This window comes from Hamadaea sp. NPDC051192 (assembly GCF_040682475.1).
In the GTDB taxonomy this organism is placed as follows: domain Bacteria; phylum Actinomycetota; class Actinomycetes; order Mycobacteriales; family Micromonosporaceae; genus Hamadaea; species Hamadaea flava.
Genome location: NZ_JBFBAZ010000001.1, coordinates 41,121 through 57,719, shown reverse-complemented (window position 1 = coordinate 57,719; position 16,599 = coordinate 41,121). Strand labels below are relative to the sequence as shown.

15 protein-coding genes are annotated in these 16,599 nt (G+C 69.4%); 4 read left to right on the top strand and 11 right to left on the bottom strand.

The features are described 5' to 3' along the window. Nucleotides 1–69 precede the first annotated feature (69 nt). Nucleotides 70–921, top strand: coding sequence for an ABC transporter ATP-binding protein (locus AB0M47_RS00305; protein ID WP_363405918.1), 852 nt, complete (start codon nt 70–72; stop codon nt 919–921). Beyond that, nucleotides 918–1,697, top strand: coding sequence for an ABC transporter permease (locus AB0M47_RS00300; RefSeq protein WP_363405915.1), 780 nt, complete (start codon nt 918–920; stop codon nt 1,695–1,697). Before AB0M47_RS00305 ends, AB0M47_RS00300 begins: the two co-directional genes overlap by 4 nt. A 191-nt stretch (nt 1,698–1,888) precedes the next feature. Here the strand turns inward: AB0M47_RS00300 and AB0M47_RS00295 are convergent, their stop codons facing one another. Beyond that, complete coding sequence (locus AB0M47_RS00295) at nt 1,889–2,206, bottom strand: hypothetical protein (RefSeq protein ID WP_363405912.1); 318 nt, start codon at nt 2,204–2,206, stop codon at nt 1,889–1,891. Nucleotides 2,207–2,399: 193 nt separating this feature from the next. Between AB0M47_RS00295 and AB0M47_RS00290 the strand changes: the two genes are divergently transcribed. Then, a complete protein-coding gene (locus AB0M47_RS00290; RefSeq protein WP_363405909.1) occupies nt 2,400–3,248 on the top strand; it encodes a 3-hydroxyacyl-CoA dehydrogenase family protein in 849 nt (282 codons plus the stop codon). 223 nt (nt 3,249–3,471) lie between these two features. Here AB0M47_RS00290 and AB0M47_RS00285 read toward each other — a convergent pair whose 3' ends face one another. The 10 genes from AB0M47_RS00285 to murA all read right to left on the bottom strand — a co-directional run bounded on the left by AB0M47_RS00285 (nt 3,472) and on the right by murA (nt 15,920). Beyond that, nucleotides 3,472–4,230, bottom strand: a complete 759-nt coding sequence (locus AB0M47_RS00285; RefSeq protein ID WP_363405906.1) for an SDR family oxidoreductase — start codon at nt 4,228–4,230, stop codon at nt 3,472–3,474. Beyond that, nucleotides 4,223–5,176, bottom strand: coding sequence for a DUF4432 family protein (locus tag AB0M47_RS00280; protein ID WP_363405903.1), 954 nt, complete (start codon nt 5,174–5,176; stop codon nt 4,223–4,225). The genes AB0M47_RS00285 and AB0M47_RS00280 overlap by 8 nt, the downstream gene beginning before the upstream one ends. Nucleotides 5,177–5,192: 16 nt before the next feature. Next, complete coding sequence (locus AB0M47_RS00275) at nt 5,193–6,404, bottom strand: enolase C-terminal domain-like protein (RefSeq protein ID WP_363405900.1); 1,212 nt, start codon at nt 6,402–6,404, stop codon at nt 5,193–5,195. Further along, on the bottom strand, nt 6,401–9,460 hold the full coding sequence (locus AB0M47_RS00270; protein ID WP_363405897.1) for a hypothetical protein: 3,060 nt from the start codon (nt 9,458–9,460) through the stop codon (nt 6,401–6,403). Before AB0M47_RS00270 ends, AB0M47_RS00275 begins: the two co-directional genes overlap by 4 nt. 100 nt (nt 9,461–9,560) lie before the next feature. Continuing rightward, nucleotides 9,561–10,379: a carbohydrate ABC transporter permease gene (locus tag AB0M47_RS00265; RefSeq protein ID WP_253757366.1), complete on the bottom strand. Its 819-nt coding sequence runs from the start codon at nt 10,377–10,379 to the stop codon at nt 9,561–9,563. After that, entirely contained in the window at nt 10,376–11,344 is a 969-nt protein-coding gene (locus AB0M47_RS00260; protein ID WP_363405894.1) for a sugar ABC transporter permease, read from the bottom strand. The genes AB0M47_RS00265 and AB0M47_RS00260 overlap by 4 nt, the downstream gene beginning before the upstream one ends. Nucleotide 11,345: 1 nt before the next feature. Beyond that, entirely contained in the window at nt 11,346–12,605 is a 1,260-nt protein-coding gene (locus AB0M47_RS00255; RefSeq protein ID WP_363405891.1) for an extracellular solute-binding protein, read from the bottom strand. 13 nt (nt 12,606–12,618) lie between these two features. Continuing rightward, a complete protein-coding gene (locus AB0M47_RS00250; protein WP_363405888.1) occupies nt 12,619–13,338 on the bottom strand; it encodes a FadR/GntR family transcriptional regulator in 720 nt (239 codons plus the stop codon). A gap of 28 nt (nt 13,339–13,366) precedes the next feature. Continuing rightward, nucleotides 13,367–14,461 carry a DUF4185 domain-containing protein gene (locus AB0M47_RS00245; RefSeq protein WP_363405885.1) on the bottom strand — a complete coding sequence of 365 codons (1,095 nt, stop codon included), beginning with the start codon at nt 14,459–14,461 and terminating at the stop codon, nt 13,367–13,369. Between the two features lie 151 nt (nt 14,462–14,612). Then, nucleotides 14,613–15,920, bottom strand: coding sequence for a UDP-N-acetylglucosamine 1-carboxyvinyltransferase (gene murA / locus AB0M47_RS00240; protein ID WP_363406404.1), 1,308 nt, complete (start codon nt 15,918–15,920; stop codon nt 14,613–14,615). Between the two features lie 64 nt (nt 15,921–15,984). Here murA and AB0M47_RS00235 point away from each other — a divergent pair, with 64 nt between their 5' ends. Next, the gene (locus AB0M47_RS00235; RefSeq protein ID WP_360006610.1) at nt 15,985–16,563 is read left to right on the top strand and encodes a cob(I)yrinic acid a,c-diamide adenosyltransferase; all 579 of its coding nucleotides are present in this window, start codon (nt 15,985–15,987) and stop codon (nt 16,561–16,563) included. Nucleotides 16,564–16,599: the final 36 nt, after the last annotated feature.

The following is a 16,599-nucleotide window of genomic DNA, read 5'->3' as shown; positions in this document are numbered from 1 at the left end:
GGGCCGGTGAGAAACTTCACGAGTGGCCTGTGCCGTGGCCCACTTCGCGCCGAGTTCTAGAGTGACCCCGTGACTTCCGATCTGGCGATCTCCGTCTCGGGGCTCCGCAAGTCCTACCAGGACAAGGCAGCCGTCGATGGGCTGGACCTGACGGTCGCCCGCGGCGAGATCTTCGCGCTCCTCGGCCCGAACGGCGCGGGCAAGACGACCACGGTGGAGATCCTCGAAGGCTTCCGCAAGCGGGACGCCGGCTCGGTCGACGTGCTCGGCGTCGATCCGGGCCACGCTCCGCTGTCCTGGCGTACGCGGGTGGGCGTGGTGCTGCAAGGCACCGGTGAGTTCGACGAACTCAAGGTCAGCGAGGTCGTCCGGCACTTCGCCCGGTTCTACCCGGACCCGACCGACCCGGACGAGGTGATCGAACAGGTCGGGCTGGCCGAGAAGGCCGACGCGCGTACGCACACGCTGTCGGGCGGGCAGATGCGTCGCCTCGACGTCGCCCTGGGCATCGTCAACAAGCCGGAGCTGCTCTTCCTCGACGAGCCGACCACCGGCTTCGACCCGGTCGCCCGCCGGGAGTTCTGGGAGCTGATCCGGGGTCTCCGGGCGAGCGGGACGACCATCCTGCTCACCACGCACTACCTGGAAGAGGCCGAGGAACTCGCCGACCGCGTCGGGGTGATCGCCGGCGGCCGCATGCTCGAAGTCGCCACTCCGGCCTCGCTCGGCGGCCGGAACACCGGCCAGACGACGGTCAGCTGGCGCGCCTCCGACGGCTCGCTGCGCTCGGAGGAGACGGGCGCGCCGACGGCGGTCGTCCAGCGGCTGTCCGCGGAGTTCGGCGGTGAGGTGCCGGAGCTGGTCGTGCACCGGCCGTCCCTCGAGGACATCTACCTCAAGATGATCGGAGAGCAGTCATGACCGGGTTGGCCTTGGCTCAGGGGCGGATCGAGGTCAAGCAGTTCGCGCGTACGCGGGAATCGCTGGTCTTCACCCTCGTGTTCCCGGCGATCATCCTGCTGATCTTCGGCGCGATCTTCTCCGGCGACATCGATGGCATCTCGTTCAAGCAGTACTTCGCGGCCGGCATGATCGCCTCGGGGCTGATGTCGTCCGGCTTCCAGAACCTGGCCATCACCATCCCGATCGAGCGCGACCGCGGGGTGCTCAAGCGCTACCGCAGTACGCCCATGCCGAAGTGGGTGTTCTTCGCCGGGAAGATCATCCAGGTGGGCGTCATCGGCTTCTTCGCCACCGTGATCCTGCTCGTGATCGGCATGTTCTACGGCCTCGATCTGCCGTCCAGCCCGGCGAAGTGGTTCACCCTCGTCTGGGTGTGGCTGCTCGGGCTCACCGCCTGCACGCTGCTCGGCATCGCCTTCTCGGCGGCTGCGCGTACGGGGCGGAGCGGGCCGGCCGTGGTCACGCCGATCGCGCTGATCCTGCAGTTCATCTCCGGGGTGTTCTTCCCCTTCACCCAGCTGCCCCACTGGATGCAGCAGATGGCGGCACTCTTCCCGCTGAAGTGGATCTGCCAGGGGATGCGCGCGGCGTTCCTGCCCGACTCGTTCGCGGCGTCGGAGCCGGCCGGCTCGTTCGAACTCGGCAAGGTCGCCTTGATCCTGGGCGCGTGGTGCGTCGTGGGGCTGGTGGCCAGCCTGCTGTTCTTCCGATGGACCAGCAAGCGCGACGGCTGACCCCGCGCTTCGCTCCCTTCGGGCGCTTCCGCTTTCGGGCGCTTCCGCTTTCGGGCGCGCTTTCGGGCGCTCGCGCTTTTGTGCGCTGGATCAGGGATCTCGGTCGAATCTTGGGCCAAGATTCGACCCGGAACCCTGATCCGGCCGCGTGGCGTGGGCGCGGCGGGCGCGGCGGGCGCGGCGGCGGCGGTTCAGCCGACGAGGCGCCGGGCTCGGTCCAGCGCGTCCGCGAACACCAGTACGCGTATCCGCCCGTCGACCCCGGTGGTCAGCGTCGACCGGATTCCCGCCGTGGCGAGGTGTTCCCGGACGAGGTCGGCGTCGACCCGGTCTCGGCAACTCGCGACCGGGACGAGGAGTCCGTAGTCGTCGGGGCGGGACGGCGTCGCTGGGCGCGCCGCCGCGGCCTCCTGCCGCCGTAAGGCCCGGTGCAGCAACAAGGCCAGTAACCCGGTGACCATCAGGGCGACCACCGGACCGATCACGTAAGGGCCGTCCAGCGCGAGCATGGCCACAGTCTGCCACTGTCTGGTAGCTCTCCGCATCAGATCGCGAGAACGGCTCTCATTAGCGGGTTTTGTCCGGTTCGCCCAGCGTGCACGCCGCCGAGCCACCCCGCATTCCGAGGTACGCGGGCACCACCCGCACCGGCCCCCTGGCACCGGCCGGAGGCGCTGCTGAAGGCTCGTTAAGGTGAGGGCCATGACGAAGAAGCTGACGGTCATCGGCGCCGGGCTGATGGGCTCCGGTATCGCGCAGGTGGCAGCCCAGGCCGGCTGGGACGTGACCCTGCGAGACCTGGACACCGCCGCCACCACGCGTGGCCTGGACGCCATCAAGAAGTCCCTGGAGAAGTTCGCCGCCAAGGGCACGATCTCCACCACCGACGCGGAGGCGGCGCTGACCCGGATCACCCCGGTGACCGAGCTGGAGGCGGCGGCCGACGCAGACATCGTCGTGGAGGCCGTCTTCGAGTCGATCGAGGTCAAGCAGGAGGTGTTCCGGGCGCTCGACGGGATCTGCAAGGACACCACCGTGCTGGCGACCAACACGAGCGCCATCCCGATCACGCAGATCGCCGCGGTGACCTCCCGCCCCGAGTCCGTCGTCGGGACGCACTTCTTCTCCCCGGTCCCCATGATGAAACTCTGCGAACTCGTACGCGGCCTGAAGACCACCGACGAGACGCTGGCGGCTGCCCGGAGCTTCGCCGAAGAGGTCGGCAAGACCTGCATCGTGGTCAACCGGGACGTCGCCGGATTCGTCACCACCCGCCTCATCGCGGCGCTCGTGGTCGAGGCGGTCAAGCTCGTCGAGAACGGCGTCGTCTCCCCCGAGGACCTCGACATCGCCTGCAAGCTGGGCTTCGGCCACGCGATGGGTCCGCTGGCGACCACCGATCTGACCGGCGTCGACATCCTCGCCCACGCCGCCCGCAACATCTACACCGAGACGGCCGACCCCAAGTTCTTCCCGCCCGAGCTGTTGCAGCGCATGGTGGCCGCCGGAGACCTCGGCCGCAAAACCGGCAAGGGCTTCTACACCTACTGACCCCCTCCCCACCGCCACCCCGCCCCCCACCGCCACCCCGCCCCCCACCGCCACCCCGCCCCCCACCGTGCCCGCCGTTGATCATGGAGTTTCCAGTGTCGACACACCGTCGAGACCACAGTTAACTCCATGATCAACGCGGATAGGGCGGGCGGCGGGGGCGGGGCGGGGTGGGGGCGCGGGGGGCGGCGAGGGGTGGGGCGGCGGGCGCGGGGGCGCGGGGTTAGGGGAGGGAGGCGGGGTTGACGGTGAGGAGGCCGCCGTCCACCCGGTATTCGGAGCCGGTGACGAACGACGATCGCGGCCCGGCCAGGAACGCCACCACTTCGGCGACTTCGGCGGGTCGGGCGACGCGGCCCAGCGGGTGCCGGGCGCCCCATCCCTCGACCGTCTCCTCGACGGTGGACGTGCCTTTGAACAGGTCGGCCGCCCAGCGCAGCATCGGGGTGTCGACCGAGCCGGGGCATACGACGTTCGCGCGTACGCCGTGGGGGGCGTAGTCCAGCGCGATCGATTTGATCAGCGCGTTCACGCCTGCTTTCGAGGTCGCGTACGCCGCGACGCGTTGCTGTGAGGCGAAGGCCTGCACGGAAGAGACCGCGACGATCGTGCCGGCCCGCTTGCGGAGTTCGGGCAGGGCGGCTTGGCAGGCGTTGAACACTCCGGTCAGGTTGACCGCGAGCACCTCGTCCCACAGTTCGGCCGAGGTCTCCTCGACGGTCCCGTACCGCTGGATGCCCGCGCTGGTGACGAGGATGTCGACGCCGCCGAACCGGGACACCGCCAGCTCGACTAGGGCTCGCATGTCGGCCGGCGACCGCACGTCCAGGTCGCGGCCCACCACGGAGTCTGTGTCCACAGTGGTGCCGACGCCGCAGTAGACGACGGACGCACCCTCGGCGGACAAGTGCGAGACGACGGCCTCGCCGATCCCCATGGATCCCCCGGTCACGACGGCGGTCTTTCCCGCGAATTCAGACATCAGCGCCTCCCGACGCGGCCAGCAGCTGGGCGGACCATCTCAGGGCCCGCTTGTCGAAGGGGGCCAACCGCAGCGCTGTGCCGTTGCGTACCGCCTCGGCCAGCCCGTCGGTCGGATAGCTGGAGAACGGTTCGAGCCCCAGCACGTAGGCACGGCCCCACCAGGGATAGTCGGTCGTCGCGCCCAGTTCCTGCCACAGCCACAGGTATGGCAGCACTGCCACGTCCCACTCGACGCGCAGGCCGTGGCCGTCCGGCGCGGTGATCTCGTACCAGGAGGCGCCGTGCAGGTAGACGATGTCGCTCGGCCCGCCGCGCTCGGGGACGATGGACAGATCCGTGGTCCCTTCGGGAAACGCCGCTACGACCGGCCACGTGCCGCGGTCCGGAAGAACCCGCCGTCCCGCCGGATGGATCGCGGTCTCGTGCGGAATCACCGTCACATCCTCGGGCAGGCGGATGCGGTGGCCCGGCGCGAGGAACGGCTCGCCGAACGTGATGTGCTGCCCCCACATCGTCTCGATCTCGACCGGCGCGAGGTTCTCCAGCTCCTCGGCGAACTCCAGCCCCGCGCCCCGCAAGCGGATCGTCTTGGTCAGCCGGAGCGGGAAACGCGCGGTCTCGACGGTGAAGATCACACCCTCGTCAACCAACTGGTACGCCCAAGGCACGCCACTGACCTCACCGTGCTGGGACAGCGCCGCGCCCCGGTAGTGGCAGGGGGCGCCCCCGTTCGGGAGCACCTCCTGCCAACCCCCCGGATAGGTGTCGAGGAAGGCGGCGACCGGGTCGGGCGCGCCGCCCGGCACCGCCGAGCGGCGTCCCATCGGCGATCGCCAGGCGAGGTCGATCCCGCGCGCCTTGTCGAACAGCTCGACGAGGTCCGCCCCCTTGTCGGGCAGGAAGGTCGCCCGCAGGTGCTCGTTCTCCAGCACGACGGTTCTCACGACAGCACCAGCGTTCTCACGACGGGTCGGCCCAGCGGTCGTTGGGGATCAACGGGTACCAGTCAGGCCGCCCCGGATCGCGGTCGTACGGGTATCCGCCCAGCTCCTTGTACAGCTCGGCGTACTCGGCGACCTTGGCGCGGTCCAGGGTCACGCCCAGCCCGGGTCCGTTCGGCACCGCGATGGTTCCGTCCTGGTAGGACATCAGACCGCCGGTGATGACGTCGTCGCGCAGGTGGTGATAGTGCGCGTCGGCGGCGTACGCCAGATTCGGCAGCACCGCGCCGAGATGCAGCATGGTCGCTAGCTGGATGCCCAGTTCGCCTGACGAGTGCACGGCCACCCCGAGCTGGAACGTCTCGCACACGCCGGCCGCCTTGACGCAGGGCCGGATGCCGCCCCAGAACGTCGTGTCCAGCAGGATCACGTCGACTGCGGGGTCCCGGACGTTGGTGGCCAGCTGTTCGAGGTTGACCACGACCGTGTTCGTCGCCAGCGGGATGCCGAGGTCGCGTAGCTGCCGCATCCCGTTGAGGCCCCAGGTCGGGTCCTCCAGGTAGTCGTTGGGCAGATCGGCGATCGCCTGACCGAATCGCCGGGCCTGGCCGACGGAGAGCGCGGCGTTCGGGTCGTACCGGAGCCGGTCGCCGGGAACGGCGTCGGCCAGCGCCCGATAGCACTCCAGCTCGTAGTCGGGGTGGAACACCCCGCCTTTGAATTTGTGCACGCTGAACCCGTGCCGCCGCTTCAGCTCGGCCGCCTCGGCGGCCAACTGCTCCGGCGTACGCACCTCGCCCTCGCCGTCGTCGTTGGCGTACCGGAAGAAGAGGTAGGAGGCGAACGGCACCTGGTCGCGCAGTTTCCCGCCGAGCAGGTCGTAGACCGGTACGCCCAAGTGCTGCCCGATGACGTCCAGGCAGGCGAACTCGATGGCGGCGTGCAGCTGGGTGCGGTTGTTGTAGAGGCTCGCCGTCGGGTTGGTGATGGCGAATCGCAGCGCCTCCAACTGGAACGGATCATGCCCCTTCAGGTACGCGTTCAGCCCTCGGATGGCGGCCTCGGCGCTCTCCCCGCCCCCGCCCAGCTCGCCGAGGCCGATGAGCCCGGTGTCGGTCTCGACCTCGACGATGGTGCGGACGAACCGGCCCCAGTGGGCGCCGTTGGAATGCCGCAACGGCGCCTGGAGCGGCACCGTCACGGTGGTGGCCCGGATGTCGGCGATCCTCACAGCACATCCTCCGTAGTGGACGGTCCGACGGAGGCGGCCAGGTCGACGGAGAGGGCGACGAACGCGCCCGCCGGGACGGTCACCCGGATCGCCCCGTCCACCACTGGCGCTTCGACCTGATCGCGTTCGAGCGACGTGCCGAGGTACGCCCGTTCGACGGCTTGGGGTAGGCGTACCAGTGTGGAGACGGAATCAGCCGAGACGGACCGCAGGTAGACCACGAGCGAGTGGCCGCGCAGCGAACGGCCGAGCGAGGACACGTGGAGATCGGGATGCTCGATCTCCACGAAGGACAGCACGGCGGCGGTACGGGCGTGGCCCGTGAGCGGCACGGCCAGGAACGGGTCGACGAGACCGGCGGCCGCGCGGACCCCGGCGTTGGAGTCGGTCGGGCCCGAGGTGATCGCGTAGCGGAAGGTGGTCTCGCCCTGCTGCTGCGCCGGGAAGTTGGTGTCCCAGATGTTGTTGAGGGCCCAGGAGTAGACGGTGCCGGGCTCCGCCGGCGTGGGCCGGACGGTCGGTGGGAAGGGCGCGTACGGCAGGTACAGCTCGCCGAACATGACGAGCGGCGCCTCCAGCGTGGCCCACCCGACGCTCAGCTCGCCGTCGTCGAACTCGACCCAGTGCCGGATCGGCTGCATGTGGTCGGCCGCGCCGGGGACGGTCGGCGCGGCCGGGCCGCCGACGCCGCCGGTCAGTTCCCACGCCTTCGGCGCGCCCGTCGCGAACGGGTACGCGAAGAAGACGCTCTCCTTGGCCGGAGCGCCCCGTTTGTAGAGCGTGTTGGTGATGTCGACGCGCGGCACGCCCGCCGGGAGCGTGATCGTGGTACGCAGCCAGTCGATCCCGTCGCCGTCGAGCAGGATCTCCAGCGTCTCCCCCGCCGCGGTGCGCTCGGCGCGGCTGATCGACGGCCGGCGGCCCAGCGTACGCCCGGCCAGCAGCGCGTCGTGCTCGTGCGCCTCGATGTGCCCGCTGAGGTGGTTGATGTGCGGCGCGGTCGAGTACTTGTCGTAGACGTACTGGTTGAGCCCGGCGTACGCCTCCTTGTTGACCAGCTCGCGACCCGCTCGCTTGTCGAACACGCTGGCGATGACCCCGGCCTTGACGTCGTACTCCACCCGGAAGTACTCGTTCTCGACGATCGATCCGATCTCGGCGACGGCGACCGGGCCGGAACCCGGGACGACGTCGAACCGGACCGCGCCGAACGCCGGGACGTCGGACGCCGGGAAGATCAGGCGGCGGCCGTAGGGCCGGGTCGGCCACTCCTCGGGGCGTACCACCTCTTCGTGATGCGGCACCGGTTCGCCGGTCCGGCCGTCCACAACGGACACCGCGATGTCGAGCGGGACGGTGCTGGCCGGGAGGAACGCCGTCGCGACATCGGTCCGCGCCGCCGGTCCGGGATTGTGGATGAGGAACCCGGCCTCGGCGCCCGCCGCGATTCCGTAGCGCGCCCCGAGGCGACGGAGACCGGCGTGCCGCAGATCCTCCGCGTCGTCCGCCCCCGAGTACGCCAGCTCGCACTTGCGCGCCCACTGGAGTCCGCCGGAGTCGAACCCGTCCTCGTGGTCGTGCCACGGATTGGCCGCACCCCAGGTGTGCTCGTCGAACAGGCCGAGCTTGTCGTAGACCGCGTCCACCGCCGGGGCGGCGTCGGCGCCCGCCAATGTGTGCAGGGTTTCCGCGTGGCGGACGGCGTGCTGGGCGCGGCGGGCGTACCCGAGCGGGCGGGCGCCCGAGCCGAGGCCGTCGGCCCACCAGTCGGTCCAGTCCCCGGTGTGCTCCGGTACGCGATCGCCGAACGACTCCTCGGCGGCGGCGAAGAACTCCGTGTTCGTGGCCATCCGCAACCGGGGGTACTCGTAGACGGCGTTCCACTCGCGGATGATCGACGGCGGCAGGATCGACGGCCCGGCGTTGTCGGCGTTGCCGCCCTGGACCCGCAGATGCAGCAGGTCATGCGGGTACGGCTGACGCGTGATCTGCGCCTCCGGCAGCCCCGACCAGCCGAACGCCTCGGGACCGTACGGGAACGGCCGCCCGGACAACGCGTCCAGGTAGCCGGGCAGCAGGTCGACAGCGGCGGGGAAGCTCTCGGCCAGCCCGACGACGTTGCCCTCCATGTACGCCATCCCGTGCGGGGTGTCGGTGAACCACACGAGCACCCGGTTCCCGGCCGGCGACCGCCACCAGAACGGGCGGCCCAGCTCCTGCCCACCGCGGAGGAAGGGCACCGACCGCCCGGCCCAGTTGTGCGCGGCGCTCAGGTAGCGCACCCCCGAGGCGGCCAGCGCGTCCACGAACCCGACGACCGCGCCCGGCACGTCCGTGTGCATGGCGGAGGTGATCGGGATGCCGTGCTCCTCCCGCAACGCGTCGGTGAAGCGCAGCAACCGGTGCAGCTCCTCGGTCGAGCAGGCCTCAGTGTGCAGCTGGAACGGCATCGCGGTCACCTCGATCCGACCCGTCCGCGCGAGATCGACGAATCTGTCCACTGCCGACTTGGCGCGCGCTTGCAGCCAGCGGCGTACCGGGAGCGCGGACTCCACGGTCCATCGGAACCGCGCGTCGTCCGGCCAGTCGTCGGTCTGCCCGGCCAGCTCGACCGCCTCGTCGAGATACTCCAGGTGGTTGCGCAGCACCACGCCCTGCCGATCGGTGTACCCGATGTCCAGGTGCGAGTGATGCACCACGTAGACCGTCCACTTGCGCTGCGCGGTGACGGTCACGCTCGTCTCGCCCAGGTCCTTTGCCAGGAGCTGGTACGCCGTGGGCCGGTCCGCCTCGGGCACCCAGAAGTCGTGGCTGGCGCCGTCGGCGATGCGCTCGGTCTGCGCCGCCATCGTCGCGGTCACCGACGCTCCCCGCGCCGCCACTCGGACGGCTTGGACCAGGCCGTCGGGAGTCTTCTTGAACAGCGGCAGCGGTTGGGCGTACACGTCGACGCCGCGTCCGGAGAGCACGGGCCGGGTGTGCGTGGCGCGGAGGGTGGCCCGCATGTCGTCGTAGGTCGGCGAACCGAGGCTCGCGCGCAACAGTCGCGTGGTCATGCTTGCCTTTCTCTCTTGTCCCGCCCCCCGTTGATCATGGAGTTAACCGTGGTCTCGACGGTGTGTCGGGACCGGAAACTCCATGATCAACGGGCGGGCGTCAGTACTGGCCGAGCGCCAAGCCACGGGCGAACAGCCGCTGGGTCAGCAGGAACAGCAGGATCGTGGGGAGCGAGATGAACAGGCCGGCGGCGAGCACCACCGGGATGGACTTGCCGCCGTACGCGCTCGACAGCGAGCTGACCGCGGTCATGATCGGCCGGACCGACTCGCTCTGCGACAAGGTGAGGCCGAAGAGCAGGTCGTTCCAGATGAAGGTGAACTCGAGGATGAACACCGCCCCGAGCGCGGGCAGCGCCATCGGCAGGTAGATCCGCCAGAAGATGCGCCAGCTGGACGCCCCGTCCGTCCGCGCCGCCTCATAGATCGTGTACGCGATCCCCGTGAAGAAGTTGCGCAGCACGAACGCCGCCAGCGGTACGCACACCGCCGTGTAGATGAGGATCAGCCCGGATCGGGTGTCGTAGAGCAGATTGGTGCTGTAGCCGAGGAACAGCGGGATGACCAGCATCTGGGTCGGGAAGATCGTCCCGCCGAAGATGAGCATGAACCACCAGAACCCGGCTCGCAGCCGCAGGACGACGATGGCGTACCCGGCGAGGGCGCCGATCAGCACCCCGGCGGCGGGCGAGACGATCGCGTAGAGAGCGGTGCTTCCGATGCTCTCCCCCAGCTGCGCCGCCTCCCAGGCGATCTTGACGTTCTCGACGAAGCCGAACCCGGACGGCGTCCAGATCTTGTCCGCGTCGTACTCCGTGGCCGGTCGGGTGGCGTTGACGAGCAGCAGGTAGGTCGGCAGCAGCCAGATCAGGCCGAGCACCACGAGCACCGCTCTCCGCAGAAAGCCGCTCACGCTCATGCGAGACCCTCCTTCGACGTGGACATCTGGCGGCGGAGGTAGACGAACGACACCAGGCCGGTGACGAGGCTGAGCGCGAAGGCGACCGCCGCGCCGTAGCCGTATTCGGCCGAGACGAAGGCGTCGCGATACATGGTCACGGCCAATGTCTCGGAGTTGCGGCCCGGACCGCCCTGCGTGGTGACCCAGACGATGTCGAACGTCTTCAGACTCGCCACCAGCGACAGCCCGACCACGACCGTGGTCAGGGGCGCGAGCAGCGGCCAGGTGATGCTGCGGAACAGCCGCCAGCCGGACGCCCCGTCCAGCCGGGCCGCCTCCTGCGGCTCCTTCGGAATCGACTGCAATCCGACCAGGAACAGCAGCGCGTTCACCCCGGCCTGTTGCCAGGTCAGCGCGACGATCATGGCGATCGTGTTGGCCGGTTCCTCGACCAGGAACCGGGTGTCCGCCCCCGGCAGCCCGAGCGCGCCGAGGAAGTCGTTGGCCGCGCCGCCGGTCTGGAGGATGAAGCCCCAGATCACCGCCAGTCCCGCGCCCGACAGGGCGTACGGGAGGAGGAAGGGCAGCCGGAACCAGGTGCCGCCCTTGATCCCGTAGGACAGGACCGCGATGAGCAGGCCGAGCGCGACCGGCAGGACGGTCGCCCCGACCGCCCACATCAGAGTGTTGCGTAGCGAGGTGGTCAACGCCGGATCGTCGAGGAACCGGCGGAAGTTGTCCAGGCCCACGAACGACGCCGGGGTCAACCCGTCGTAGTCGGTGAATCCGAGGTAGACCGTGTAGAGGAAGGGCAGGTAGAGCAGACCGGCGACGATGAGGACGGCCGGCGACACGAAGCCGTAGCCGCCGAGGCGGCCGGTCCGGCTGGACCGACGGCCGCTCGATCCGACGGAGGTCTCCCGGACGTCGGCGTGGACCGGGGCATCGGCTACCTGGCCGCCCCGACGGCTACGGATCGTCATCTCACTTACCGGCCTTCGCCCAGTAGTCGTCGGCCGCCTTCTGGAGCGTGGCCAGCTGCTTCTGGTAATCCGCGGGCTTGACCGTGAACGCCCCGAAGGCGTCCAGCGCGGCGGTCAGCACCGGGGCCGGCACCAGTTCGAAGAACCGGCTGGCCAGGGCGACGTCCGAACCGCCCGCCGACTGGTTGATCGCGTTCAGCGCCGGATCCGGGATGGTGACCTTGGGGTTGGCCGACACGTCGCCGCGCGAGGTCGCCCACTTCTCCTGAGCCGCCGGCTCCAGCCACCACTGCGCAAACTTCAGGCTCGCCGCCTTGTCCGGAGCCTTGTCCAGCACGCAGAGCGGGCCGCTCTCGAACAGCAGCGTGTTCTTCGTGTTGGCCGGATTCAGGTTCGGGATGGTGAACATGCCGTAATCGGTTCCGGGCTTGAGCCCGACCTGGGTCATGCTCGTGTTGAACCAGGTGCCGAACGGCGCCATCGCGACCTTGCCCGACTTCAGCAGCTCCTGCGGCTCCGTCTTGTCGCCCGGGTCCGACATGTACCCGGAGTCGATCAGCGACTTCCACTGCTCCATGACCTTGACGACGCCCGGGTCGGTGAACTTCGCCTTGCCGGTGCCGAGGTCGTTGTAGAGCTGCGGGTCCTGCCCGATCAGCAGCTGCTGGAACCAGACGAAGCTGAACAGCTGCGAGGTCCCGTAGAACGGGGTGACGCCCTTGGCCTTGAGCTTGACCGCCGCGTCCATCATGTCGGCCCAGGTCTTGGGCGGCTGCAGGCCGGCGTCGTCGAAGACCTTCTTGTTGTAGAACATCACCCAGTACGCGACGTTCAGCGGTACGCAGTACTGCTTGCCGTCGAAGGTGTAGTACTGCTTCAGCGACTCGGGCAGGTAGCCCTTGCCGACGGCGTCGCTCCAGAGCGACGAGGTGTCGGCGACCTGGCCCGCCTTGACGATCTCTTCGAGCTGCGCGCCGGTGTGCCAGGTGAACAGGTCCGGCTTGACGTTGGTGCGGAAGGACGCCTTGATGAACGCGTCGTAGGTGTTCGCGTCGGTGTATCCGACCGGCTCCATCCCCAGCCCGATCTGCTGCTGGGACAGGGTGCCGATCTCCTTGAAGTAGGGCGACCAGGCGCCCTTGTCGTTGTAGAGCTTCAGCTGGGTCTTGCCTTCGGTCTTGGTGTCGCCGCCGGAACCGCAGGCCGACAAGGCCAGGGCCGCGGTGACGACGACCGCCGTGAGCAGTCGCGTACGCCGCACGGTTATCGCCTTTCTAAGGGGACGGTTCGCTCTCCTGCCGGGCATGCTTGGTGACCACTGCTTTCACGTCGTCGAGATGGCGGCGCATGAGATCACCGGCGAGCTGCGTGTCGCCGGCCTCGATGGCCGCCAGGACGGCGCAGTGCTCGTCGTAGTCGCGTACCCGGTCGTCGAAGAGCTGGAGGATCTCGCGTTGTTCGCCGGCATGGACGAACAGGAGGGAGTCGACGACCTCGCGCAGCACACCGTGACCGCTGGCGGCGGCCACCGCCCGGTGGAAGGCCATGTTGGCCTCGTGCAACGCTGCGTCGTCGCCGGGCGCGCCGGCCAGGTGACGTTGCGCCGTGGCGAGCAGCTCACGCAGATCGGCCAGGCGCTGGGGGTCGCGGCGGGCGGCCGCGAGTCCGGCGAGATAGGGCTCCATCAACGCCCGCGCGTCGAGCAGTTGGATCAGCTGCTCGCCACGAGGCTCCGGGACGTTCGGGTTCGGCAGGACGAGGCGGTCGACCGCCTCGCTGACGTAGACGCCGGAGCCGTGCCTGATCTCGATCGCCCCGGTGGTCTGCAGGCGGCGCAGGGATTCCCGCACCGTCGGCATCGCCACCGCGAACCGTTCGGCGAGCGCCCGCGTCGAGGGCAGCCGGTTGCCCGGCTGGAGTCCCTGGTCGCGGATCAGCTCCATGATCCGTTCGGTCAGCGAGTCGGACAGGCTCTGGCGTACCAGCTCCCCCATCTCGGTCTCCTTCGTAGCTCGGTCCGCCCTAGGGCGCGAGCTGGACTTCGACGAACCGTGGTCGGTACTTGGTCACGTCTTCCAGCACATCGGTGAAGGTCAGGCTGTTGACGTTATAGGTGATGACCACTTTGTCGTCACGCCGGAGTTCGGGATGCTCGTGCGCGTTGTAGGTGATCACGTCCGGATCGCCGTAACTGCCGAACAGGCCGCTCTCCGGCATCGTGTGGAGCAGCCGGCGGTCGCCGAAGGGACCGGTCGGCGCCGGGGCGGTGTAGCCCACGATCTCGTTGCTGAACAAGGTGTTCGTGTCCTGCGTGACCAGCAGCCACCGGTCCCGCCAGGGGGTCACGCTGTATTCGTTTCCGACGCCGGCCATGACGCGCGCCGAGTCCTGTTCGGACGCCGACCACCCGTCGCCGGTGAAGTACTGCCACGGCCGCCGTAGGTCATCCCCGACGACCCGGGCGACGTGCATGTACTTCGTCAGGCCGAGGTCTTCGACGCCGTGCACATAGGTGTGTCCGCCGATGCGCTGCAACCAGCTCGCCCACTGGACGTTCGCGCCGGACGGCATCGGATGGACGCTCTTGACGGTCAGCGTCGCGACGTCGAACCGGGCGAGGACGTTCTCCTTCCAGGACCAGTCCCACATCCCCGGCCCGAACCGCTCGAACCGCAGGAACATCACGTTGAGCGCGCCCGCGCCCAGGTACGCCCCGCCGAGCCAGTACCAGGAGTCGGCCTGGTCCGGCGACAGGATCGCGGCCGGTTCGGCCGCCGTTCCCCCGTGGATCGTGGTCATCGTGCGGCCACGCTGCACGACGAAGGTGTTGTTGACGATCGGGCTGTCCGTCGGCCGGGATCCGTCGGGGTTGACGGTGCCGAGGAACGTGTCCGAGAAGAGCCAGAGCTGACGGTCGCCGGGGAGCCGGACCGAATAGGTCGAGTCCGCTCCCGTCCAGCCGCGCCCGCTGTTCCCGTAGGCCGTGAACGCCTCGGTGAGCCGCTCGGCTGTGCTGGTGGCGCCGGTCGCGTATGCCTGCCCGGGGATCGCCAGCGCGGCGATCGGGGCGGCGGCCAGCCCGGCGAGCAGAGTACGCCGGGCGACGGGGTGGTCCATGTGCCGCACCTCCACGTTGAGGGGGTCAAGTGACTAAGTGATCAGATCACTTGTTCACTGCGGCGACAAGAGCCCGCAACAGAGCCGTTATAGAACGAGCGGCGCCGATGCCGGCGCCGCTCAGTATTCGCAGGTGATCGCAGAGATGTCGCTATTCGAAGGTGTACTCCGGGTCGGGCAGCGCTTCCAGCCGCTCCGCCGTCACTCCGAGCGCACGCAGGTCGGCGACGAAATCCGGGTAGCCCCGGTCGATGTGATGCGCGTGGCGTACCGTCGTGGGCCCGTCGGTGCAGAGGCCCGCGATGGCCAGGCCCGCGCCCGCGCGGATGTCGGTCGCGCGGACCTCGGCCGAGGAGAGCAGCGGCCGCCCGCGGACCACGGCGTGATGGCCGTCGGTCTTGATCTCCGCGCCGAGCCGGACCATCTCCTGGACGAACATGAAGCGCCCGTCGAAGATGTTCTCCGTGATCATCGAGACGCCGTCGGAGACGGCGGCGAGCCCGATGGCCATCGGGAGCAGGTCGGTCGCGAAGCCGGGGTACGGCAGCGTGACCACGTCGACCGCACGCGGTCGCTGATCCATCTGTACGCGCAGCGCGTCGGGCCGGGTCTCGATGAGCCCGCCGGCCTGGGCGATCTTGTCGAGCGCGATGTCCAGGAAATGCGGGTCGATGCCGGTGACGGTGACGTCCCCCTGAGTCATCGCCGCGCCGAACGCCCAGGTGCCGGCCACGATGCGGTCGCCGACGGTGGCGTGCCTGACCGGCTGGAGCGCGTCCACGCCCTCGATGGTGAGCTTGGACGTGCCCGCGCCATCGATGCGCGCGCCCATCTCGGTGAGCATGCGGCAGATGTCGACGATCTCCGGCTCCCGGGCGGCGTTGTCGATCTCCGTGACACCCTTGGCCAGCACCGCCGCCATCAGGAGGTTCTCGGTCGCGCCGACGCTCGGGAAGTCGAGCCAGATCTCCGCGCCGCGCAGACCGAAGGGCGCCTCGGCCAGCACGAAGCCGTGCTCGCTGCCGATCTCGGCGCCCATCCGGGCCAGCCCGCCGACGTGCATGTCCAGGCCGCGCGAGCCGATCGCGTCGCCGCCCGGATGCGCCACGCGCGCCTTGCCGGTGCGGGCCAGGAGGGGCCCCAGGACGCAGATCGAGGCCCGGAGCCGCCGGACGAGGTCGTAGTCGGCCTCGTGGTGCAACGTGGCGGGTACGCCGATCTCGACCGTGCCGCTGCCGTCCAGGGCGGTGTCGAACCGGACGTCGGCCCCGAGCCGCCGGAGCACCTCGCCCATCAGGGCGATGTCGGTGATCCGGGGAACGTTGGTGACGGCGCTGCCGCCCTCCGCCAGGAGCGCGGCGGCCATGAGTTTGAGGGCCGAATTCTTCGCGCCTACGACGCCGACCGTGCCGTTCAGGCGGGCCGGGCCGGCCACTCTGATCACGTCCACATCCGCCATCGTAGGCAGAGCGCCGCCGTTACCCCAGCCGTCGTCGGCAGGCCGCGTGAGTACGCTGCTGTGCATGGCCGTTCACCTCACCCGCATCTACACCAAGACCGGCGACGCCGGAACCACCGCGCTCGGCAATGGCGAGCGGGTGGCGAAGACCGACCCACGGATCGGCGCGTACGCCGATGTGGATGAGTGCAACGCCGCACTGGGCGTGGCGCTTGCTCTGGGCGAACTGCCTGACGACGTTCGCGCCGTGCTCACCTTAGTCCAGAACGATCTGTTCGATGTGGGCGCAGACCTGTGCAACCCGATCACCCCCGATCCGAAATACCCACCGCTTCGCGTCACCGCCGACTACGTCACCCGCCTGGAAGGCTGGTGCGACGAGTTCAACGCGCGGCTGGCGAAACTGGATTCGTTCGTACTGCCGGGTGGTACCCCGGGCGCGTCACTGTTGCACGTCGCGCGTACGGTCGCACGCCGTGCGGAACGGTCGACGTTCGCCCTGCTGGAGGCGGATTCGGAGCGGACCTCCACGCTCCCGGCCCAGTATCTCAACCGGCTCTCCGATCTGTTGTTCATCCTGTCCCGGGTGGCGAACTCGGACGGCACTGGCGATGTGAAGTGGGTCCCGGGCGGGTCCCGCTGATCGGCTGCCCACCGCAGGGCAGCTTGATCAACTCGG